General features: G+C 42.6%; 17 protein-coding genes and 1 other RNA gene. 5 read left to right on the plus strand and 13 right to left on the minus strand.

Features of this window, described 5'->3' with window-relative positions:
• Positions 1 to 101 precede the first annotated feature (101 nt).
• The 4 genes from PP181_RS06440 to PP181_RS06455 form a co-directional block, all read right to left on the minus strand.
• Positions 102 to 3,242, minus strand: a complete 3,141-nt coding sequence (locus tag PP181_RS06440; protein WP_272636419.1) for an efflux RND transporter permease subunit — start codon at positions 3,240 to 3,242, stop codon at positions 102 to 104.
• A gap of 6 nt (positions 3,243 to 3,248) precedes the next feature.
• Positions 3,249 to 4,454, minus strand: a complete 1,206-nt coding sequence (locus tag PP181_RS06445) for an efflux RND transporter periplasmic adaptor subunit (protein WP_272636420.1) — start codon at positions 4,452 to 4,454, stop codon at positions 3,249 to 3,251.
• Positions 4,451 to 5,839: an efflux transporter outer membrane subunit gene (locus PP181_RS06450; protein WP_272636421.1), complete on the minus strand. Its 1,389-nt coding sequence runs from the start codon at positions 5,837 to 5,839 to the stop codon at positions 4,451 to 4,453. The genes PP181_RS06445 and PP181_RS06450 overlap by 4 nt, the downstream gene beginning before the upstream one ends.
• A gap of 227 nt (positions 5,840 to 6,066) precedes the next feature.
• Entirely contained in the window at positions 6,067 to 6,366 is a 300-nt protein-coding gene (locus tag PP181_RS06455; protein WP_272636422.1) for a DUF2188 domain-containing protein, read from the minus strand.
• 128 nt (positions 6,367 to 6,494) lie between these two features.
• Here PP181_RS06455 and PP181_RS06460 point away from each other — a divergent pair, with 128 nt between their 5' ends.
• On the plus strand, positions 6,495 to 8,360 hold the full coding sequence (locus PP181_RS06460; protein WP_272636424.1) for an ATP-dependent nuclease: 1,866 nt from the start codon (positions 6,495 to 6,497) through the stop codon (positions 8,358 to 8,360).
• Positions 8,361 to 8,460: 100 nt separating this feature from the next.
• Here PP181_RS06460 and PP181_RS06465 read toward each other — a convergent pair whose 3' ends face one another.
• Genes PP181_RS06465 through PP181_RS06480 form a run of 4 tightly spaced genes read right to left on the minus strand, consistent with a single transcriptional unit; the run spans position 8,461 to position 12,888 of the window.
• Positions 8,461 to 10,836, minus strand: coding sequence for a DUF2309 domain-containing protein (locus PP181_RS06465; protein ID WP_272636425.1), 2,376 nt, complete (start codon positions 10,834 to 10,836; stop codon positions 8,461 to 8,463).
• A gap of 4 nt (positions 10,837 to 10,840) precedes the next feature.
• Positions 10,841 to 12,301 (minus strand): proton-conducting transporter transmembrane domain-containing protein, encoded by a 1,461-nt coding sequence (locus PP181_RS06470; RefSeq protein WP_272636427.1) that lies wholly within the window; start codon positions 12,299 to 12,301, stop codon positions 10,841 to 10,843.
• Positions 12,302 to 12,312: 11 nt separating this feature from the next.
• Positions 12,313 to 12,519, minus strand: a complete 207-nt coding sequence (locus PP181_RS06475; protein WP_272636428.1) for a hypothetical protein — start codon at positions 12,517 to 12,519, stop codon at positions 12,313 to 12,315.
• A gap of 60 nt (positions 12,520 to 12,579) precedes the next feature.
• Positions 12,580 to 12,888 (minus strand): hypothetical protein, encoded by a 309-nt coding sequence (locus PP181_RS06480; protein WP_272636429.1) that lies wholly within the window; start codon positions 12,886 to 12,888, stop codon positions 12,580 to 12,582.
• A gap of 92 nt (positions 12,889 to 12,980) precedes the next feature.
• Between PP181_RS06480 and PP181_RS06485 the strand changes: the two genes are divergently transcribed.
• Positions 12,981 to 13,904 (plus strand): LysR family transcriptional regulator, encoded by a 924-nt coding sequence (locus PP181_RS06485; protein ID WP_272636430.1) that lies wholly within the window; start codon positions 12,981 to 12,983, stop codon positions 13,902 to 13,904.
• A 150-nt stretch (positions 13,905 to 14,054) separates the two neighbouring features.
• Here the strand turns inward: PP181_RS06485 and PP181_RS06490 are convergent, their stop codons facing one another.
• Together PP181_RS06490 and ssrA are read right to left on the minus strand one after the other, a co-directional pair.
• Positions 14,055 to 15,587 carry a Kelch repeat-containing protein gene (locus tag PP181_RS06490; RefSeq protein ID WP_272636431.1) on the minus strand — a complete coding sequence of 511 codons (1,533 nt, stop codon included), beginning with the start codon at positions 15,585 to 15,587 and terminating at the stop codon, positions 14,055 to 14,057.
• Positions 15,588 to 16,102: 515 nt separating this feature from the next.
• Positions 16,103 to 16,502, minus strand: a transfer-messenger RNA (tmRNA) gene (gene ssrA, locus PP181_RS06495).
• A gap of 353 nt (positions 16,503 to 16,855) precedes the next feature.
• On the opposite strand from ssrA, the gene PP181_RS06500 reads away from it, so the two are divergent.
• A complete protein-coding gene (locus PP181_RS06500; RefSeq protein ID WP_272636432.1) occupies positions 16,856 to 18,055 on the plus strand; it encodes an NAD(P)-dependent oxidoreductase in 1,200 nt (399 codons plus the stop codon).
• 318 nt (positions 18,056 to 18,373) lie between these two features.
• Positions 18,374 to 19,738 (plus strand): sensor histidine kinase, encoded by a 1,365-nt coding sequence (locus PP181_RS06505; protein WP_272636433.1) that lies wholly within the window; start codon positions 18,374 to 18,376, stop codon positions 19,736 to 19,738.
• Here the strand turns inward: PP181_RS06505 and PP181_RS06510 are convergent.
• Both PP181_RS06510 and PP181_RS06515 read right to left on the minus strand, forming a co-directional pair.
• Positions 19,681 to 20,799, minus strand: a complete 1,119-nt coding sequence (locus tag PP181_RS06510) for an Sb-PDE family phosphodiesterase (RefSeq protein WP_272636434.1) — start codon at positions 20,797 to 20,799, stop codon at positions 19,681 to 19,683. The two genes, PP181_RS06505 and PP181_RS06510, sit on opposite strands and share 58 nt — an antisense overlap.
• An 84-nt stretch (positions 20,800 to 20,883) precedes the next feature.
• Positions 20,884 to 22,050, minus strand: coding sequence for a serine hydrolase domain-containing protein (locus tag PP181_RS06515; protein ID WP_272636435.1), 1,167 nt, complete (start codon positions 22,048 to 22,050; stop codon positions 20,884 to 20,886).
• 317 nt (positions 22,051 to 22,367) lie between these two features.
• On the opposite strand from PP181_RS06515, the gene PP181_RS06520 reads away from it, so the two are divergent.
• Positions 22,368 to 22,748 (plus strand): DUF1801 domain-containing protein, encoded by a 381-nt coding sequence (locus tag PP181_RS06520; RefSeq protein ID WP_272636436.1) that lies wholly within the window; start codon positions 22,368 to 22,370, stop codon positions 22,746 to 22,748.
• Here PP181_RS06520 and kdsA read toward each other — a convergent pair.
• A complete protein-coding gene (gene kdsA / locus PP181_RS06525; RefSeq protein ID WP_138257421.1) occupies positions 22,745 to 23,563 on the minus strand; it encodes a 3-deoxy-8-phosphooctulonate synthase in 819 nt (272 codons plus the stop codon). The genes PP181_RS06520 and kdsA overlap by 4 nt on opposite strands.
• Between the last annotated feature and the right edge of the window lie 16 nt (positions 23,564 to 23,579).

The following is a 23,579-nucleotide window of genomic DNA, read 5'->3' on the forward strand; positions in this document are numbered from 1 at the left end:
GATATCATTTTTTTATGAATACAATGTATGGGAAGACTCCGACATTATGTTGTGCAAAAGCCAATTTTTATAACCCGAACGTTCCGTTTAATGGACGGTCCCTAGGCCTCCAGTACATCGACCCGTTTTACCGTACGGCCTCTTTTTCTTAGTAGTTTGATGTCTTCCAGAATCAAGTAAAGACAAGGTACGATTACCAATATAATAGCTGTGGCAAAAACAATTCCGAAACCTAATGAAATGGCCATCGGTATCAAGTAAAAAGCCTGACTGGATGTTTCCAGAATAATAGGTGCCAAACCACCGAACGTGGTCATCGTGGTTAGGATAATGGGCCGGAACCTACGAAGTCCCGCTTCATGGATGGACTCGTAAATGGAGTCTCCGGCCAACCGGCGTTTGTTGGCAAAATCGATCATGATGAGCGAGTCGTTCACTACCACCCCGGAGAGCGCAATGACGCCCATAAGACTTACCAAGGAAAGGTCATAGCCCAACAAAATATGTCCTATGACCGCACCCACGATTCCAAAAGGAATGGCGGTCATCACGATCAATGGCTGTGTATAACTGCTGAAAGCGATGGCCAATAACGCATAGATCAAGAGCATGGCAATGGAAAACCCAGCTTTTAAAGTGTTGGTACTTTCCCGCATATCTGCCTGACTACCCTCAAAGGTCCATGTGGTACCCGGAAAATCACTCCGCAGTTGTGGTAGGACTTCTTCTTGCATGGATGCCAATACCCGACTCACGGAATTGGCCGGTTCTACGTCCATACCCACATTGACGACCCTTCTACCGTCCCGTCGATTGATGCTGGTGAAGGCTTCGCGCTCCTCAACTTCCACCACGTCCATTAGGGGTACTTCGATACCGTCTGAAGTGCGGATAAGAAAATCCTGTAGATTCTTTATATCCTTACGCTCCTCCAATGGAAGTTTTACCCGAACCTCGATTTCGTTCATGCCCCTAAGCTGTCGCATGGCCAAGGCCCCAAAAAATCCATCCCTCACTTGTCTTCCAATCTCATCGGAGGTAAGGCCCAAATTTCGCCCTTGTGGAAGGAGCTTAAAATCATATTGCAGCTTTCCTTTGTTATAATTGTCCGTAACATCGCGCGTATTGGAAAATTCTTTCATACGCTCCACAAAACTGGCACTTGCCCTTTCCAGCACATCGATATCCGAATGACTAAGGTCCACACTGATTGCCTGCCGGGCCCCGCCCGGTCCACGTTCCGCCTCAAAGGTAATTTGGTCCACGCCTTGAATATCACCAATATTATCCCGCCAAAGGGCGATCATTTCCCCGGCCGTGATATCACGCTGGTCCGGGGGTAGCATTACAATTTCCACATCGATAAAGTTCTGTCCCCTAACGTTGGTCTTTATTCCCTCGGCTACTTCGTATAGATTATGCTCCTCGAACATTCGCTGTGTGGCATCGGAGATTTCCTTCGCGACCTTGGCCGCTTGATCTGGCGTAGTTCCAACAGGTAACCGTACCCCGCACTCTATTTCATCCGCAGCGACTTCCGGCATCATGATCATTCCCATATGACCACTGTAACCGTATCCGCCAACGATCAATAATAAGGTCACGGCCGAGCATAGGGTAATGTAGCGATACTGGAGGCATTTGTCCAAAACGGGTCGGTACCTATTTTCAATGAAATTGTCAAATCCTGTAGCAAAGGTCCGCTGCCAACCTTCCAGTTTACGAACCCATTTATTTTTGTTCTGTTCCTTTTTAAGGTGGGCCAAATGGGAGGGAAGGATGAAAAGTGCCTCGATCAAGGAAACCCCAAGAATAACGATTACAACCGCAGGCAAGGGTTGCCAAAATTTGCCCGTTTCCCCTGGCATAAAAAGCAAGGGCACAAAGGCAATAATCGTAGTTACAATACTGAAAGTGACAGGTAGCGATACATCCTTGGTTCCCGCAATTGCCGCTTGCATTGGGCTGAGACCCTTTTGTCTATACTCATAAACATTTTCACCCACCACGATGGCGTCGTCTACCACTATACCCAAAACGACCAAAAAACCGAACATGGATATCATATTTACGCTTATGCCGATCAATGGTAGTAAAATCATTCCACCAATGAAGGAAACGGTCATTCCCATCATGACCCAAAAGGCCAATCGGTATTCCAGGAACAAGGTCAGTATGACAAGGACGATAAGGATGGCAAGAACGCCGTTTTCGGTCAAAAGGGAAAGTCGCTCTTCGTAGTCGGCGGCGCGGTTGCTATCCGTTCTATATTTTATACCCGGAGGTAATTGAAAGTCGTCCAAGATTCCTTGGACTTCCTCCGCTATTTTTAGCGGGGACTGATCTCCAATCCTAAAAATACGCAGCTCCACATAATTTTCTTGGTTGAACTGCCCATGGAAACCTACTTCCTCAAAACCATCTGTAATCGTTGCAATGTCCTTGAGAAGGAGGTTGGCACCGTCTGGAGAGGAAACGATGGTGATGTTCCCATATTCCTCGGCCCATTGCTTTCGTTCCTGCATACGCAGTAAAATCTCTCCACTTTGGGTCTGAACGGCCCCTGCGGGAACGTCGTTGCTACTTTGCCGGATGATATTCGCAATTTGACCCAGGGTAAGATTGTACTTTTGAAGATTGCGTCGGGGTACTTCGATACGTGTTTCATATTCGGGCACATTGCCCAATTCCACTTGGGTAATCTCCGGATTGTTCAGTAATATGTTCCTGAGCCGCTCTGCCAATTGCCGTAAGGTCCAGATATCGGCATTGCCATATAAGCCGATTTGTATCACATCGCGTTGCCTGTTTTGTAAGGCCACTTCGGGTTCCTCGATATCATCGGGAAAGGTGCGGATCCGGTTAATGGCCTGATCGATGTCCTGAAAGGCCCTCATTCTTTCGGTCCCGGCCACCAGCTCTATGGTTACCTGTCCGGACCCTTCCCGGGCCTCCGATACGATTTCCTTGATGCCGTTGACTCCACGGACCGCCTCTTCCACAGGCTGTAGAATTCCCTGTTCCACTTCCGCAGGGGAAGAACCCGGGTAGGCTACCGATACTTCCACAAAATCCAATTGAAACTCCGGGAAAACCTCTTTTTGGATGGTGTACATGGTGAATATCCCACCGCCCAGCAATAATAACATCAATAAGTTGGTAGCAATGGAATTACGGGCCATATAGGCTATGGCACCTTCTTTTCTGGGACGCTTTTTTTTTGTTTTTTCTTTTTCTTCCATGCGATTTTATTCTGTTGTTTCCGTAGTACCCTGTCCTTCCGTACGAAGGCCGATGCCATTGCTTACGGTACTTAGATCCGTGGTGACCACCTTGTCACCTGTTTGTAATCCGTTTGATATATAGGCATACCGATCATCCGTGAGGACAACATCCACCTCCCGTATTTCCAATTTACGGTCTTTCATCACCCAAACGGTCTCGCCCGTACGGACAAGACCTTTATCTAAACGGACGACATTCTCAATGGGAGTTGCATTGATATACACTTGTACAAAGGAACCTATGATAAGCATGGGCATGTCTTCAGAAATGGACTTTTGACCCAGGGGGTCTTCCACACGGACCAAAACCCGAGCCAAGCGTGTCTGGCCATCCAAGGCCCCAATTTGTCGGTCCAAATAGCCCTCTCTGTAGGAACCGCTGGGCCAGGTTGTTGAATTTTCTATCCGAACTAGGGACCCTTTTTCAGCACTATTCTGTGGAAATTTCAACCATTGAAGTTTGGAAACGGGAACCGTGGCGTTCACCCAATAATAATCGGTGCCAACGATTCTACCTAGATTATCCCCTTGGGAAACTTGCGAACCCGTAGAAACATTTTGGGTAAGGATATGGGCATCGAAAGGTGCTCGTATGGTGGTCCTTTCCAAATTAAGTTGGGCCTGTTTTACCGAAGCCTTGGAAGCCTCAATGGTCGCCTTTACAGCATTTAGCTGCGGTTTTCTAAGTACCAGTTGGCGTTCTTCTTCAGATAAGGGATTACTTCCGAATAAGGAATCGTCCACAATAAGCTGGAGATCTTGGGATGCAATTTGTTGCCGACCCATTTCGGTATCCAAGGATGTTTGGGATTGCATCAGCTCACTTCTTCTAAGCTCAAGTGTGTTTTCATAGTCCGATGGATCTATCTGCAGCAATACTTGGTTCTTTTTTACGAAGCCACCGGGTGTGAAGGCAGGATCTCTTCTAATTATTTGACCGGGCACCAGCGGACTCAACTGAACGTCCTCTACGGGCTGCACGGTACCCGTGGCCACGATGACAGGCTCAAAAGTGCCCTGTTCCACTTCCGTAATATCGACCAACATGGCGGTTTCCACGGTGGCACCTTCGGTTTGGGCCTCAGGTTCCGTTGAGAAAATAAGCGTGGTGATAGCAACACCTGCCAGTAAAATCCCCAAACAAATCCACAGTATTTTTTTGTTGGTCATAATTGTTTTGTTTTTTCCATTTCCATTTCAATTTCCATTTCACGGTCCGTTTCAAACCCTCCGGCCAATGCGCGGTACAGGTCTATTCGAATCTGAATCTGCTGCAATTGTGCGGCCAAGTAGTCCCTTCGCAACTGTTGCTCTGCATCCAGTCCAATGAGTACGTCCAGGTACGGGCTAAAACCGTTCAGGAACTCGACCCGTAGTTGCTTGTTGCTTTTCTCCGCTAGGTCCAATTGCCTTTCGATGTTCTCAAGGCGCTCTTTTTGCATGATGTCCCTAGTGACTCCGTTTTCCACTTCTTGAAAGGCCGTTAGGGTAGCCTGTCCGTATTCATACAATCTTTGGCGTTTGATGGCCTCTGTTCGATTCACTTCGGCACTGAGTTGGCCACCATAAAATAAAGGCGCCAATAGATTTCCGGCGATGGAATAGGCCCAGTTCTCAAAGAGATTGTCAAAATTATTGGAACGCAATTGTCCCCTTGCGCTCAAGGAAAGTCTTGGGTATTTGCTCTTTACTGCGGAGGCCATATCACGGTCGGCTGCAAGCAACAAGGTATAGGACCTCTGTAAATCTGGCCGCCGCCTAACCAGTTCAAGAGGTAGTCCCGTTTCCGGAAGTTCATCTAACTGGGGTAGGGGTTGGGACTCAAGTTCCAAAGGTTCCTGCGGTTGTTTTCCAAGAAGCACGGCAAGCTGGTTTTCCAACAATTCCACGTTGGTCCTAAAAATGATACGCTGTTCCTTGGTGCTCTCCAATAATTGCGCTTGTCGTAATATATCAACGGCCCTAATTTGGCCGCCCACAAACCTGGAACGTATGAGTTTGATGATATCCTCGTTAACCGCGATCTGCTCTTCCGTTATTTCCAATTGTTTTTTGGCGACGAGCAACTGGTACCACGTTGAGGCAATTTGGGAAGATAGCGTTATCGCAGCCGTTCTATAATCGAATAGACTTGCATCTGCCCGTAGTTTTTCCGCCTGCACCGCTGTACGGATTCGTCCCCATAAGTCTACTTCATAGGAAGTGGCGAGTCCCAATTGGGTGTTTTCACCACCAACAAAATCCGGTTCCGGAAAATTACGGGCCGTTTGCGCAGAGGCATCTATTTGTGGCCATTTGATGGAGGCCTCCCTGCGCAAAACTGCTTTGGATGCCCTAAACTGCTCCCAAATGGCGGCCAGATTCATATTAGAATGTAAAGCGCTATCTATTAGGGTGTTTAATTGTTCATCTTCAAAGGCAGTCCACCATTCGTCCTCTAATACAATACTGCCGGTAGTTGAAAATTCCTGAACATTGTCAATGGGTACTGCAACGTTGGTATACCTAGGAGAACAGCCTATTATTACGATTGCGGAAAAAATGATGTATAACAAGAGAAAACCCTTTGTTCTTGTTGTTTTTAAGGGTGTATTTTTTAAGGATTTGCGGGTAGTTGGTTGCGGTAATTGTACCATAAAGCTTAAAATACCCCTTTTGGCGGAATATGTCTATTAACAAAAACTTAAAAATGGCGGGATTTAGGGCCTAGGCCGAAATGAGTTAAAGATTGAACCGAAAGAGCACTCGTACTTATTAGTAACGGGAGAGTACCTACCTAAAATTATTTTTTGGGGTTGGCATCGTTAAAGCTGATACGATCACGGATTTCCCCGTTCTCCCGATGGATGATGACATCGGCATTATATTTCTTCGCCAGGGCTTTGGCCTTGTTTATCGCCGTACTTTGTTTTCTATGCTTGCTGGTAATCCGTTTGTTTCCTTCCCTGCGAACGGCCCAAGCGTCTTCGTAAGGAACTACGTGTTGATTCCATGTCCGCCCGCGTTTTAAGCTTCGTGAACTGTTGAAAAAGATTTCTATTAGTTCGGTTATAATGTGAAATAATGACTTTTTCTCGGGCATAATAATTATAAATTATTGAGGATTTTTACAATTGAAAAACCTCATAATAGTTTGTTACTATATTAGCTACATTTAACGATTTCTAACTAGAATTAATTATTCTTACCTTTTTCAATAATTCCTTGAGTATGTTAGGTGCTATAAAAATTAATACTGATAAGTTAAGTCAATTTACAACACATAAAACCGAAGGATTCATTTTTGGAATAAAAAGAAATAATGTTTTTGTCGGAGTGAATAATTCTGGTAAAAGCAGGCTGCTAAGGGAAATAGTAAATAAAAATGAAGGTCTTGAATTTTTTAGAAATGATATTAACCAAGACGAATTCAAAAGAATTCGAAGCTCTTTTATTTCATTATATTCGAATGCAATTAGATATTCTAGGCAACTTGGTTTTAAAATCAAAGACGAATTCAATTATACTGAAATAATAAACAAAATTTCTATTGATAACTCAATTAAATTCTTGGAATTTGCGATAAAATCATCTAATATCGGAGAAGAAGCTTTTGATTTATCAGTAAATCATCAGAAAAGTCATCTTGAAGAGGTGATAACTCAATTTAGGAATTTAAGAGACAACATTCTAAGTCAGTATAGACAGTTTTTGCTGAATAAAAATGTAAAAACTCTATACGTTCCAATATTAAGGGGTTTAAGACCCATCCAGTATACTGAATCAAATACATTTAATAATAAAGATTCTTTTTTAGAAAGGACAAAATTTGATTATTTTAAGACAACTGCTCAAAATCTATCAATTTATACAGGTCTATCTATTTACGACGACATTAGAAAATTACTTCTAGGGACGGAGAACCAAAGAAAAGAAATAAAGGAATTTGAAGTTTTTTTAGGAGAGCATATTTTTAAGAGAAATGTCACTTTAATACCCAAATATGATGAAGATGTACTCCACATCAAACTGGGGAATGATAAGCAGTATGAGATTTACAATTTGGGTGATGGTTTGCAAACCATAATTTCAATTTTATTTCCCATTTTTTTAAAAAGAAATGAAGAAGTTATTGTTTGTATAGAAGAGCCTGAAAATCACTTACATCCGGCATGGCAATTACGCTTGTTAAATGCCCTTAAATTATTTTCTAAACATATATTCTTTTATTCTACACACTCTAATGTATTTATAAATGATTCTAGTATATCACTCTATTCAATCAGTAAGTCTGGTAAACAGTCATTTATAAGTTTTTTAGAACTAGAGGAGGAGAAGTTAAAAATAATCCAAGATTTAGGATATAAGCCTAGTGACTTGTTTCAAACAAATTATGTTCTATGGGTCGAGGGTCCTAGTGACAAATTATATTTAAATTATTGGATTTCGGAATTGGCTCCAGATTTAAAGGAAGATGTTCATTATTCAATTATGTACTATGGAGGTGAAACATATAAGTCCTTTTTGATAAATAACGGGGAGCTAGAATTAAAATTGATTAAGAAACTTAATCAGAATTTTGGGATTATCTTAGATAGTGATAGAAGGAATAAATACGAAAGCCATAATCCAAAGAAAAAGCAGATAGAGCAATTATTTTTGGAGACAGGTAATTTTTGTTGGCTGATGAAATATCGTGAAATTGAAAACTATATTCCTTTGGAAGTTTTTAAAGAAGCAATTCAGCAACTGTATAATACAGAAATTAATATTAAGCCTGGTGAATTCGAAGATAGATGTTTGGTTGAAGATTTAAATGCCAAGGTTCAGTTTAGATCTACAATAAAACTTCCTCAAGAAATATTTGCAAAAATTCAAAAAAACGGAAATGGATCTACAAAGGGAATATCTTCTCGTGAACTAAGAAAGCACATAGAAAAAGCTCTTCAAGAAACGACAAAAAACTCATTCAAAATTAGGAAGGTTAAAGTTGCGGAAGAGGTTATAGGCTTGAAACCAAAAATCATCGAAAATGAATTAAAAAGTCAATTAAACCGGCTTATTGAAAAAATTAAAAAGGCCAATCAAATACATTAAATTAAATAAAAAAAGCCACCCAAGGGGTGGCTTTTGTATATGGAGTCAGATTTTTATTTTTTTGATGCTAATACTAAAACTAAAAATCCTGACCCATCGTTCAAACACTTAATTCTTCATACACCTTCTTGTTTGTAGGCTTGGAAATTTTTTCATCTTTTACTTTTGTATTTATGTCCTGATGTGGTTTCCACAATACCTCTTTATGGGTTTCCGGATCCATAATGACAAGGTGGAGCCACTCATTGATTATCAAGGATTTTAAAGAGTCGTTCTTTGCTAGAATATTGTCCACTCGGTTTATGGGGGCGTTAATGACAACTGTCAAACGCAAAGGTGGATGATACGGCATATCCTTTTCCTCAAATAAGGATTCCCATGGAAGCCCACGTTTAAGATCCCCACCATTGCCCTGCACCACACCAAATTTTCCTGTAACGTTATGGGTGGTTTTGGTTCCCGCGCCAAAGGTTTCGTTATCCACAGTAGAAAAGTAATAGTGGTTGTTGATCCATTGGGTTACCACCATGGGTCCTTGCATAATACCTTCCAAGGCCTTTCCTTCGGTATCCGTTTTCCAATCGTAGGAATGGAGGAAGCATCGCCCGTCCAAATTATGGTTCTGTGTCAGTTTTCGTGGACCGATAACAAAACTGGCATTCTTGGCAAGTCCCCATTCCGGTCTAGTCTCTCCCCAGTTGCTGGCGTTCAATTGCGCCAGGGAAACACTATTTTTAGTGCGTCCCAGTCGCTCCTGAGTGGCCGTAATTTGTGCCTTTTTCAAATTTTCTTTTAGACTCTCCAAAGCTTTATGGTGCGATTTTGGTACATCGGAATCAAAAAGTACGATTTCATCCGTAGTGGTGTTGTGTTCCGCACCTAAGAAGTGGGTCGACTTTGGAATGTCCACACCATGCTGGTTGAACAGCTGTTCCCGTACCTCTTTGTCATTGGCGAGTTTTGCCAACATCCTGGCATTATGCCTTCCCGGGGTTGCGGCGCAGGCACCACAGTCCAGACTGGAACCAAATGGGTTGTTGGCAGAATGGCTACCATGGCCCGCAAAAACCACTAAGGGCGCAAAGTCCTTCCAACCCATTAAATCAAAGGCCGATTTCACGATGCCGACTTTTTCGGTCAGGGGGATGGAAATTTCCCGATGACCGGCAGTGTCGATGTTTTTAATCTCCGGCCTACAGACCTCCTCATAAATGTTCCGGTCTTTACTTCTCCATCGGTATAAATACTTGGGAAAAAGGGTGCGTGCTGTGAGGTTGAGTCCGTAGACGAATCCGGAGCCTTCCACAAAACCGAATGTGGAGGGCAGCATATTTTTCATCCGCTTTAGAAAGTAATGCCAAAAAGTACCGAGCTCGTTTTTTCGGTCCAGACGCATTTTGGAGGCATCTTGATTTTCATCGGCCTCTTCGGTAACCACATAACAAGAGTCCAAAATTGGCGGACAGGCTTTTTGTGACAGGCCGTTTTTAGGGTTCTTGTAATCCATCGCAATTCCAAAAAATCCCGCATACCCAAAAGTTTCATACTTTCCGCTGGATTCTACATGCCTTCGGATAAGTTCCGATCGGGTGTCGATACAGAATACAAGCTGTGCGTCCGGTCGCGAATCCTTATTTTCGGAAACATCGATGGCGGATTTTTTCAGCGTCTTGAGCAGTTCTTTCTGCCAAGATCTCTCCCATGCCAGCAACCATACATAGGGAAGTCCCGCACGTTGGTCCTGGGTGTTCTCCAAAACATTCTTTTTTACAAGTGGGAAGCCCAACTTTTTATTCGCCCAAAGTCGGACCGCAAGATAATCCTTTAATTGGATAGGTGCCTCCTGTTGCCAGGCTTTAAGGTTTGTAGCCCTGTGTTTTATGTAACCTGTCCATCCCGGAAGCGCGGCCAAATGTTGGGTAAAAGCCTTCAAAATTGTTTCCTGAGATTGACCGTTCAATATGATTTCCAAGGCTTCGTCACTGGTCTTGGGAATCATGGTCTGGCGCACGGTGCCCAAACTGCCATCATAGGGGGCCAGTTTTCGCCAAGCATGGAAGAATCCCTCCTGCTTATAGGGCATTTGCCACTCCGCCAGCCCTTCGTCCATAAAGGAAGAAAGCCATTTTACCATGTATTGGTCCAGCGCATGCTGTTGATTTTCTGTTTTCTTGCTGGCCTTTTTGAACATTATATTTAAGGACTCCTCCGGCGTTTGGGAATAGCCGTGCTCCTTTAAAAGTTCCTGTATTTCGTTAGGGTCGATGGCCCCGTTATCCAAGGCTTTTTTATACACCGATGCTTTAGGGAACATTTCTGCATCCAAAAGTGATCCGGCTTCCTGTGTCGCCCGTAAAAAATGTTTTCCTTCAAGACCACTTAGGGGATTGGAGGTCACAAATGAATACAGCGGCCATGTGTTACCAACATATTCAGTTGCCTTGTCTATAAGTATATCGATGTCCAAATGATTCATTGTCTTAGTTTTTAAAGGATAGGAAGGTTTTTTTAGCGGGCTGTGATAAGCTTAAAAGTCTGACATAAAGCCATGGAATCTTTCTGTAACTACCAAGTTTCATGATAAAGAATCCGATTAGGAATACAATACCGAATGCCATTTGAAATGGTGAGATGGAGGTTGGCGCGGCAATAACTTCCATCCCGGTCATGAAGGTGGTCACTGTAGTGTAGACTAGGGCATATACCGCGATTCCCGATATAAAAAGTACGGGCGGTAGCACTATTTTTTGCCATCCGTTAAGCGGGTTTTGCTTTACGAGATTATAGGTCATCTGTCCCACCGCAATGGCGGCGATCAGTGTTAAAAAGATGCCACTGTCCCATGCCATGCCCTTGCCTGTGAGAAGGGCGAAAAGATAGGCGCCCATCAGACTAAAGACCAGAACTATCAGGCCCTGATACCATTTTATACGGATGGAAGGTGGCGCTTTTGGATGTAGTTTTTCCACCTCTTCCCCGCTGGACAGGAACAAGGATGCCTTATAAAATCCATGGAGGATAAGATGGGCGATGGCCGCACTGAAAAATCCCAGACCGCATTGCATAATCATGAAACCCATCTGGGCAATGGTAGAACATGCCAAACGTTGTTTTACGTTGACTTGGATCAATTTGGTAAACTGTGCTATAATAGCGGTTAAACCACCTATAATGAGCAGCATGTCCAGGGTATTCGAAGCGACCAGAATTGGGGCCAATATGGTTAGTATGATACCGGATCCGTTTACAAAACCGGCGTGCATCAATGCAGATGCCGGAGTAGGGGCGGTCATGGAGGATAGGAGCCATTTATGAAATGGGAAAATGGCGGATTGAATCAATGCAGCGGTAATGATACAAAGTGTGGAAAGCAGCATGATGTATTTTGGGGTTTCCCAGATGGCGTCCGTCCAAGCACTCAAGATGATACTGTTATGGTAGGCGGCGGGCACCAAAAGCCCGACTCCCAACAGAAAACTGCCCACCAAAAAATAGTTTCGGGACAGTTTTTTGGCCTCTTTGGCCTCTCCCCAATCCGCATGGAAGCCAATAAGTCTTGACATGACCAAGCCCATGAGCAACCATCCCAGAAGTAACAGCAGCAAATGTTCCGAAATGATAAAGAAAAGAACTGCAAATGTAAATGCTAGGCAGAGTACCATGAATTTTGACCGCTGCCCCCGTTCCTTAAAATAGAATTTGGCATAGGTACTTATGATGGCACTGAAAAATGATACGGTGGTGAATAGTAGGAGGGTAAAACCATTGGTTCTGAACAAGTCGCCCCATCTCCATTCTGGAATATTCGGAAAATTAACTAGGGCGAAAACTACATTGGCAAGGAATAGGATCCAGAATAAAAAAGGCACCATCCCGGTTACATCGGCTTTGCCTGATTGTCTATCTGATAAGGTCGGAAAAGTTGTGTATTGTGATGTCATTCTGTTGCTTTTTATGATTTCCCTTCGGCCCTCTCATTGTCCTGCTCCATCTTCTTTATGTCCCCCAATAGGTGCACAAGGCCGGTTAAGCCAATAATGAAGGAGCAAACCAATATCTGCTCCAAGAAAATGGACTTGTTTAGATAGGATACCCCAATAAGGACCAGAAGTGCCAGGGAACCTAGCAGCATAAGCTTTATTTTTTTACTTAATTGCATTTTTTTGTTTTTGAATTCGGATTTTATTTGGTGTTAGTTTATGAGGATAGAAGGGAAGGATCAATCCACAAATTTTAGACTTAGTGTACCGTTGATGGCAATATTGGTTCCTTTGGAACGCGCCTCGTTTATGATTTCCCGGGCCAATTGTTTTTCCTTCATCAATTGTTCGATCCTACCGTCGAGCCCATTGGTGTTGCACTTATGATTTCCTTCCCACAATTGTAATCTTTGAATTTTATGAAAATTGATTTTTTCATCGATCAATGCGGTTATCACATCGGATGCCTCGCTGGGGGTGAACGTTCCGTCCACTAGTTGAATCGTTCTTTGTTCTTTTTTGACTTTGGGTAATTCTTTGGTTTCCATGGATTTCGTTTTTAAATTTTACAGTGCAAAGATGTACCATTAAAATCATTAAATTTTATTTATATTTATAATGTTAAACATTAAAATATTTTATGAACTATACGTTGCACCAGCTTCAGATATTCCTAAAAATAGCTGAATTACAAAGCATTACGAAGGCATCGGAAGAATTGCATTTGACCCAACCTGCAGTATCGATACAATTAAAAAACTTTCAAGATCAATTTCCAATTCCATTAACGGAAGTGGTTGGGCGCCGACTTTTTATAACCGATTTTGGAACTGAAATCGCCCAAGCGGCCCAAAGGATCCTGGAACAGGTACAGGAAATTGACCACAGGACGGTGGCCTATCAAGGGAAGCTTTCGGGTAGATTGAAACTATCGGTCGTATCTACCGGAAAATATGTCATGCCCTATTTTTTGTCGGATTTTATCAAGGAACATGATGGCATTGAGCTGATCATGGACGTGACCAATAAAACCAAGGTCGTACGAAGTTTGGAGGAGAACGAGGTCGATTTCGCCCTGGTGTCCGTACTTCCCGATAAATTAAGTGTTTCCGGAGTGGAGCTAATGCCCAACAAACTGTTCTATGTAAGCAATTATCATCGGGAATTGCCCAAAAAGGTCTCTAAAAAATACCTATTCGAAAAAATTCCCCTTATTTACAGGGAACCTGGATCGGCCACCAGAAATGCTATGGAGTATTTTATTTCCCAAAACCGCTATTCGGTCACCAAAAAATTGGAGCTTACTTCTAACGAAGCGGTAAAACAGGCCGTAATTGCCGGGTTGGGTTGTTCCATAATGCCCTTGATCGGCATCAAGAACGCCTTAAAAAGCAACGAACTCAAGATTGTTCCCGTTCAGGGACTCCCCATCACAACAACATGGAACCTCATTTGGCTCAAATCCAAAAATTTGTCGCCAGTTGCCTTGGCACTTTTGGAGTATTTGGAACAGGAAAAAGATGTCATTATCCAGAAAAAATTCGGGTGGGTGAATGGTTTTTGAACCCCTGTGTGAATATCTTCTTATTAACTAAAATTCAAAAAAAAAGCTCCCTGTCTTCTCCTATTTTTGATTTCCCCCGAAACTCAAAATGGTTATCAACAAGGAGCTTTTTAAATTCACCTCTATTTAAGAGGTGCTATTGAAACTAACTCAAATATCCGCCGATAGTATGGACCAAGTTTGGAATTGGCCTTCTTCCTGGGCTTGACCTTGACCAAAAACCACGTAAATCTTGTCGTTAAAAACAGCCATGGAATGAATGGTCTCCAGATTCGGGCTGGAAAGATTGGTCTCCAATTCAGTAAAAACACCTGTGTTTGTATCATAGACACCCAAATAAGGTTCCCGGTCCAATAACATGTTCTCAGGGGACACAGTTTCTATTCTACCTGCCACATATATTAGGTTTTGTGTCCTACCGGTAAAACTAAAATCGATGGCTGTGGGCAATTGTTCCACTGTCAGTTCAGAAGTGTTTAGATCAAAAATATAAATGGTATCCTTGGCCGGTGGTGTAAAAAAAGCGGTCTGTCCACCAAAAATATAAAGCTTGTCGTTCACAATTTCGGCACGGGCTCCCGATCTAGGTTCTGGCATGGTAGCAAATTCTTCAAGGGTCTGTGTTTCCGTATCAAAAACCAGGATTTTATCTGTCAGGTTATTGTCTAGGTCACCGCCTACTATATAGATTTTGTTGCCAAGGACTGCCGTTCCAAATCGGCTAAGTCCCAAAAATGGAATTCCAAGGGCCGCACCGTAATCCTGTGTGCTTACCGGATCGTTCTGTAATTCCAAATCGTAAATGTTGATTCGTTGACCACCGGCCACATAAATTTTATCGTCAATGATATTTACTTGTTTGGAAACAAAGTCAAGTAGTGGATTAATTTTTTCGCTAAGGGATCCACTGGAAATATCAAATTTTCTTATTTTTTCGATATTGGCATCAAGTGTAGGATCGTATTCCCTGTTTGCCAAGTAAAAACTATTGCTCGTAAGCGAACCAACCATTCCAGGAGCACCACTATCTATAAAGTTGGAAGCAAAAGTGAACGCTTCGGTAAATTCTAGCATGGAACTGGGCACCTGTTGGTAGTCTGTCGCCAATTTGGGAACCAATGTTAGTTCCATGCTTCTATTGTCACCAAAATCCCAAGTCGCCATTGGGTTTTGGGTTGAAAGATCCAACACAAAGTTGTTGTTAAAGGCCTCAATCTGTGTGGAACTGTTTTCGACGAAATCAAAGGTGCTCTCGGCAGGACTCGCGTAGAGTTCCGTCAATGCGTCCACTTCGCTTAAGGCACCAATATCGAATGCGAAACCAGGATTCCAGACTAAACTACCTTTAAACTCCGATTTACCGGTGGCATTGACCGTGTTTTTAAATATAAACTCGTCGTCCACGATATTGAAAGCCCCCGTAATATTAAAACTACCATTGGAATTGGTCAGTATTGCCGAGGCTATACGCCACACCTTTTCATTGTCCGCTGTAATTTCGGTAATGATTTCAGCGCGTTCGGCGGACAGAATTTCCTCCGGACTTGGTTGGGGTTCCTGTTCTTCCTCTACTGTTTCCTCCTCGGTTTCTTCCGTAATTTCCTCTATGACACTGGGGGTATCATCATTGTTACAAGCTAAAATAAGAACTGCGGTAAGGGTCATTAGAAATAATCGTTTCATCTTCATTTTTTTGTGTTTTGTGGGTTTTGGATATCATTTTGCCTTTTAAGAGGTGCTGATTTTCCAAAAGCCGGATTTCAACAAAGGTTTATTGTTGGCAAACTAGATAGATGTATTAGGAAAGTAAATACCCAACAATGGGTATTTTAAAGCAATATTCATTTAATATAATAAGGAAAGAGAAAGGGTAAATTCTAAAGGGAAGATGTGGGGACTCCAATATTGGAACTTGAACTGGGGGATTACCTTCGGCTCTCCCTCCTTGCCGTAGTTGAAAATCTAAATTTCAATCCTATGAATCGTAAATGTTTTCGCCCAAAACAGCAAAACCGCACATAAATGTGCGGCTTTTTGCTTAATCGTGGAGCCAGGGACGGCCGAGCGTTAAAAAAAGGTCTAGTAGACCTTTTTTGCGCTTCGGCTACGCTCAGCATAAACATAGGAGCGAGCTTGCCGCGCAGGCCTTCAATGCTCGATGGCGTAACGAAAAAAGCCACCTAAAATGGTGGCTTTTGGAGTGGAGCCGGAGGGATTCGAACCCTCGTCCAAACAAGCAACGTCAGTGCTTTCTACATGCTTAGTATCTGTTTGGTTTTCGATGTGCACCTGACCAGAAACCGCCTAATGCACACTTATCTTCTTAAGGTTTTAGAGGCACCGCCAAAGCGAGCGGATACCCTTGTGTTGACTTTTCTGGTGCTCCTAAATGAATCGCCGTCAACAAGGGCTATTCAGGAACATCTCGCTTCCCTACCTTGTAGGGACGAGGCATATCTTACTATAATTCAGATTATGCGGCAAGAGCGTAATTATTTTCGCCAATTAAAAGTGTGAAGTATGATATTAACGAGCTGTACCCCAGCGCTCGGCATGCTTACAATGCCATTGGTCTCGCTGTCAAAACCAGTCGGCCCCGTAATGGGATGTCATTCCCGCACCGGCAGGAATCTATCACTTTTTTGTCAAAGAACTACAACGGTACGTAGTACGGTAATGGGTTGGGCGTTCCCCTTTTCGTAAAACTTCAAAGGGTCAGGCTATCAGCTTTATCTTTTTCTGTTATTTCGAACGGAGTCGAAAAACAGAAAAAGGATATTGCCTCTATCCTTAACGCAAATTTTCAACCAAGTCATCCTGAGCGTAGTCAAAGGATCTAACGCGCGGGACGCAAAGCTAACAAAAGTTTGGCATACGCTACAATTTTGGGCAAGCCTAATCCCAACTCTCCTTATTTACTTATTTTAGCGCAAAATCCATACCAAGAATATATGAAGTTCGGAATCATCAGAGAGCGTAAGAATCCCCCAGATCGCAGGGTGGTATTGTCACCACAGGCCTGTCAAAAAGTCTTGAGTACCTTTCCTAAAGCAAGGATTTTCGTGGAACCATCGCCCATTAGGGCCTTTGATGATGAATCGTACAGGCAATTGGGGATACCGGTTGAAAACACCATGGAAACTTGTGATGTGCTTTTGGGCGTGAAGGAAGTACCCATCGATGCCCTCATTCCCAACAAAAAATACTTTTTCTTTTCGCATACGATAAAAAAGCAGCCGTATAATCGGGATTTGCTTCGCGCCATCTTGGAAAGAAATATCGAACTTTACGATCATGAGGTCATCACAAATCCAAAAGAACAACGTTTGGTAGCCTTTGGAAGGTATGCGGGTATCGTTGGGGCCTATAATGGATTCCGCACATACGGATTAAAATACGACCTGTTCGAGTTGCCCAAGGCCAATGCCTTACCGGATCAGCAAACGTTAATCCGGGAATTGAAAAATATAACACTCCCCAATATAAAAATACTGCTTACCGGACGGGGTAGGGTGGGGAACGGATCTCGCGAAATGTTGGACGGAATGGGCCTGCGCCGTGTAAACGTTTCAGAATATTTAGAGGAGAACTTCAACGAACCCGTCTATTGCCAAATCGATGCAGGTGAGTATAACAAGCGTAAGGATGGGGTGCGTGGGAACAAGGCCGACTTCTTTGCAAACCCTGAAGAATACAGATCCAATTTTTTCCGGTTTGCCAAAGTGACCGATTTCTACATTGCCGGACATTTTTACGGCCAAGGGGCACCGTATCTGTATACACGTGAAGATGCCAAACATCCTGATTTTAAGATACGGGTAGTCGCAGATGTCAGCTGCGATATTGACGGTCCTGTGGCATCCACGATCAGACCATCAACTATTGAAGATCCCATTTATGGGTATGACCCACAAACGGAAAACGAAACCGATTATAAAAATCCCGATGCCATCGCCGTTATGGCCGTGGACAACCTTCCCTGTGAATTGCCCCGCGATGCCAGCCAAGGTTTTGGCGAGGCTTTCGTAAAAAATGTAATTCCCGCTTTCTTTAATGGGGATGCGGACGGTATTTTACAAAGGGCAAGGATGACGAATGGTGGGAAATTGACACCAAGATACGCTTATCTATCGGACTATGTTTCAAACTGACCGTCTAAAACCGTTGTGGGATTATCTCTGTATTGTTTAAGATTGGTAATTCAATTTCTATGGGTCTTTAATAGCGAATATCCCAAAAAATAACCCCCAATACTGACAGTCCGTATATTACATACTATTAAATATTCGTTGTCGATAAAAACCGCAATAAATCGGTTTACAGGAATTGTACATTATAGAACAGGTCTTGTAAAACCTACTATCCATCTTCAGTGAATCGTAGTTCGTCGAAACATGTGACACTATTGGAATTCCTAACACACTTAAGGTGTGGGAAGGGCGTAATTTCACAATATAAATGGTAGTGCTATGTTTCGAACTTTTGGTGCAATGGACGACTTTGAGCTACGGAGCTCCCGTCCCGTTCTTTTGCTAATATCACCCGGTCTGTATCTGTACAGTATGGTCATTGGACACCTGGATCCAGATCGGGTGGAATTGGATTGGGCATCGGAGATTTTGAGTCTTTTGTTCCTGGTCGTGTGGCTGGCTCCTTTTTTCTTTACATCTTGGTGCCAAAGGTATTTTGGATATATCGTGTTCGCTGCCCTAACGATTTTCGCCCATTACTTGATAATTACAACGGCCCTGAACCAATTTCACCTGTCTTATCTTTTGGGTACCTATGTGGTCCTTTTTGGAGGTATTCTTCTGCTGAACCATCGGATCTGGATAATTATTTATACATTTTCCTCCTTTGTTCATTTATTGGTTCAATTACGGTCGGCGGACTTTTCCCCATCCGATGGTGGAGCAATTTTGTTGTCGCTAGCAACCATTTTTGTTTTTTCAACATTTATCCAAAACGGGTTCATTCGGTATAAATATAAACTGCGTAAGCAAAATATCGATTTGGAGTCCAAGATAAAGCAACGCACCAAGGCCCATGAAAAACAGGCTAAGGAATTGTCGGTTAAAAATAGGGAGTTGGAGGAATTTGCCTATGTTGTTTCACATGATATGAAAAGTCCCCTGCGCTATGTACATTCCTTGGGTACCTGGATTTTGGAAGATATAAATGATGGACGCTTGGAGCAAGGAAAGGTCAACCTACAACTATTAATGGACCAAGTGCCACAAATGGACCTACTTGTAGATGGAATTCTAAAGTACTCCTTAGGAATCGAGAAAAAGACGGTTACTACGCTTTTGGATTTAAATGAGGTTTTGGATGGACTTATCAGGGCCAATAGCTCGGATAAGGTGGTCATAGAGAAGGACAGTTCCCTACCACGGCTGTTGTTGGATAAAACCCAAATGATACAGGTTTTTCAAAATTTAATCCAAAATGCCATTAAATACAATGATAAGCCAATCGCCTACATCAATATTGGTGTCATGGACAAGATAGACCGATTCACTTTTTATATCCAGGACAATGGTATGGGCATTGCACCTGAACATTTTGATCGTGTCTTTAAACTATTCCAAAAATTGGACGAAGACAAACGCAAGGACTCCAGTGGTATTGGGCTGGCGGTAGTAAATAAGATTGTATCCAAAAATGGAGGCGAAATCTGGTTAAAAAGCAATGAAGGGGAGGGAACCAGTTTTTACTTCTCCTTTTTCAAGGAAGATGTCCTTTTAAATTTTGGGAACAAAAAAATCAGAAGGAATCACTGTCCTACTCGGAGGGCCCATGAAATTATGGGATTTGTTCTAGGGGCGATATAAGCGCCCAGGGCCTTTAGCTCCAAGGTCAGTTGTTCGATGCTTTCCAAGGTTTTGATTCGCAAGGTTTCCGAAGTTCCTGCCTTAATTGTGAAAATGGCCGGTTTGCTATAAAACGAGTACTTCATGGCATTCTCTAAAATTAGGTCGCTACTGCTCAAATTTTCCAGCACCACTTCCAATACCTGGGTGTCCTCTATATATTTCACGGAATTTACCTTAATACTTTTTTGGATGAGGGGCACAAGATAGGTGTCTCTCCCTACCAGAAGATCATTGTAAACGGCTACCGTCCTTCCTTCAAAAAGGGCTTCCTTGATGGAGGGAAGCGATTTTTCCTTCGCAAAAACCAAGGTAATGGGGCGGTGGTTTCCCTTTTCGGTATAGTCCCAATCGATGAGTCCGTGCACATCACTTGTTCCCATAATGGTAAGGTTGTACTCCAAGGCGAGCGCAAGGGATTCCTCTGCATAGTCCAAACTGTTAATGACCTCTATGCCATGCAGTTGTCCTTTCTCCACAAGGCTTTTTTGAAAATTGCTCATGATGGGCGTACCTTTTGGACTTTGTGCATACCACGCCGGATGGTTCCAAAAAACATAGGCACCTTGCTTATTGGCCTCTTTAAATGCATTTTCCGCTTTTTCCTGAAGAATTGGATTGGCGTCCTCGATGAAAACCGCGTTGTTATGTCCCATAGGAGCGCTTCTGGTTATTTCCGAACCGTGCACGATCAATAGGTCATGGTCCTTGGCTTCCTGAAGTGCAATTTCGTACGAACGGTTTCTGTCCGGATGGGGTATATCCTCGGAATGCGGCTGATACTCCAAGTGCTCCGTCAAACTTATTACGTCCAAATTGTCCCTGAGGGCTTCTTGCACACGGATATTTGGCCATACATTTCCATCCGAAAATACGGTATGCATGTGTAGGTCGGTCTTTACGGTTTTGTAGTTAGGAATATCCGGGAAAGTTAATGGTCTGGAACTGCGATGCGTGTGCTCTTGGCCCGAAACCAAGAATAGGGAAAATAAAAAGAACAGAACGGAGTAATTATTTTTCATGGTGTTTAAAAATAGTACTTTTTGTATTTTCAGTGGTTACCTAAGCGTATGCCCAAGATTATTAAATAGTTAATTTGAAAATAGTTATTGGTTTGGTTCGAATAGATCCGTATTGGGCCAAGCATCCTGTCGTTCTATAATGTTGTTCATAAATGTATGGATAGCGTCCAAAACCGTGGCAAAATTCGATTCCCCACTATTTACAAGTACAACATAAGAAAATGGATGTCCAACATGCAAAGCGGCCAATGTTCCTGGTAATGCCCCGTTATGTGTCCAACTACTTCTTAAAAGGTAACTTACTCCATTCCCTGCTGGTAATATATTGTTAACATTGAATCTGCCATCTGATTTTACTGCAAGTAGGGCCAAGGATTTTGCATTGGATACCCATCCACCGGCAGCTTCTAATCGTTCTATATTCATGCTGTAAGGAGAAGCCCAAGAAGAATAATATTTGGTTTCATCAGGTAGTTTACCTTCAAGAGTGCTTTTTCCCATGTAAATCTCATTGATTAAATTGGGTTCCAAAATGTTCTCTTTTACATAGTCTTTATAGCTTTGGCCGCTTTTGGCTTCAATGATTTTGCCTAATAAGGCGTACCCAAAATTGGAGTATTGAAAGCGGAGACCGGGTTCAAAGGTCAATGAGCGCTCATCCAAGACCCTATCTGCTAGAACGTTAAAATTTAAATCGACTTGCTCAAACATGATATCGGTTGGTTCGTTAGCAAAACCAGCTGTATGTTCCACTAGGTGGTCAACGGTAATTTGCAACTCGTTATTTTCTATGGGAAGGTTGCCGTAAGTGTTTCCTAAGATTGAATTGGCCCCGAAAACACGCTCATCCAAACTGAGTTTTCCATCAAGTATCAATTTTGAGATTGCTAAAAGGGTAATGGGTTTTGATATACTTGCAATCCTGAACAAAGTGGAGTTGGAAACGGGTAAATTTTTCTCGACATCTGAAATCCCAAAAGCTTCGAGGTATACCAATTTTTCATTTCGGATAATGGCAATTTGGGCACCAGGAAAATTGTTTTGGGCCATGAATCTCTCAAAATCGGAAGTTATTTCATTTAGGGAAACCTGAACAGTAGGTTGTTGCCCTTGCTCCTCATTAAATTCAGTAGGAGGGGAAGCCTCTTTGATTTCGTTAGTTTCTGGAGTCGAAATGGGCGCATCCGTGCTTTCTTTTTCACAAGAAAACATTAAAAAAGAGAGAAAGCTGAAAAGAAGTATTTTTGTCATTATACCTAGTTTCAATATGATTTAAAGATACTAATAATCTCAATTTGAAGCCAATTGAAACTACCTACAGATTAATTGGTGATTATGATAAATCATAGGTTTAGATAACCTTGGACCCTAAAGAACAATTTTGGAAAATCTTTGGTATACAAAAATTAAAGTATCTACCAAGAGTAAGATTCATTGGTTTTTGGAATAACATTTAGTATTGAACTCGATTTTAATTATGCCTTTCGATTTTTGAAGATTTCAATTTTTATTTTCAGAAAATAAAAATATCGATATGTCTGAAAATATCTGGTTAACTTGTAGCGGTTATGAATCCGGCCGAAAACTATATTTTAAATCAACCTGAGCCTTACAGAAGCATTTTACTTCATATAAAGGCCGTGGTTGAACATTCTATTCCAGCAGCCTCCATGAAGTATAAATGGCGAATTCCTTGTTTTTATATTGGAAAGACTCCTTTATGTTATCTGAACGTGTCCCTAAAAAAAGGGTTTGTGGATGTTGGTTTTTGGAACTCGGCCCACCTAACAAAACATTTGGACAAAATGGTTTCGGAAAAAAGAAAAGTGGTTAAATCCCTTCGTTATAATACTTTGGAAGAAATTAACGAAACCATTCTCAAAGAGGTGCTCTTGGAGGCCGAATCCCTAAAAAGCAAAGGTTTTTATAAAAGGGAGGACTTAACCTAGAACGTATTCACTACCTCCCGTAAGGCTACCAAATCTGTCAGCAATTTTCCCATCAAACTTAAATCCAGCATATTGGCTCCGTCACTTTTGGCATTGGCAGGGTCAAAGTGGGTCTCGATAAAGAGTCCATCGACTCCTGCAGCAATTCCCGCTCTGGCCATGGTCCCTATCAAAGCCGGTCTGCCGCCGGTAACCCCAGAGGATTGGTTGGGCTGTTGTAGTGAGTGGGTAACGTCCAATACCACAGGGGCAAACTGTTTCATGGTGGGAACGCCCCTAAAATCGACAATCATGTCCTGATACCCGAACATAGTACCACGATCGGTAATAATAGCTTGTTGGTTTCCGGTTTCAGTGACTTTGTTTACGGCATGTTTCATGCTTTCCGGACTCATAAACTGTCCTTTTTTGATATTTACCGTTTTGCCGGTTTCCGCTGCGGCCACCACCAAATCGGTTTGGCGGGCCAAGAAGGCAGGAATCTGTAGAACTTCCACGTATTCTGCCGCCATTGCGGCATCCTGTTCCGTGTGAATGTCCGTAATTGTGGGAATCTTAAAGGTTTCGGACACTTTTCTTAGAATTTTTAGGGCCTTTTCATCCCCAATACCCGTAAACGAATCCAACCGACTCCTATTGGCTTTTTTAAAACTGCCCTTGAAAACATAGGGGATTTTCAGCTTTTCTGAAAGGGAAACAATATGATCGGCTATTCGTAAAGCCATATCTTCACCTTCAATGGCGCAGGGCCCTGATAGCAGAAAGAAGTTGTTGGAATCGGTGTATTTTATTTGGGAAATCTTGGACAAATCCATCTTATAAATTTTTCAT

Source organism: Maribacter sp. PR66 (genome assembly GCF_028464205.1).
Classification (GTDB): Bacteria; Bacteroidota; Bacteroidia; order Flavobacteriales; family Flavobacteriaceae; genus Maribacter; species Maribacter flavus.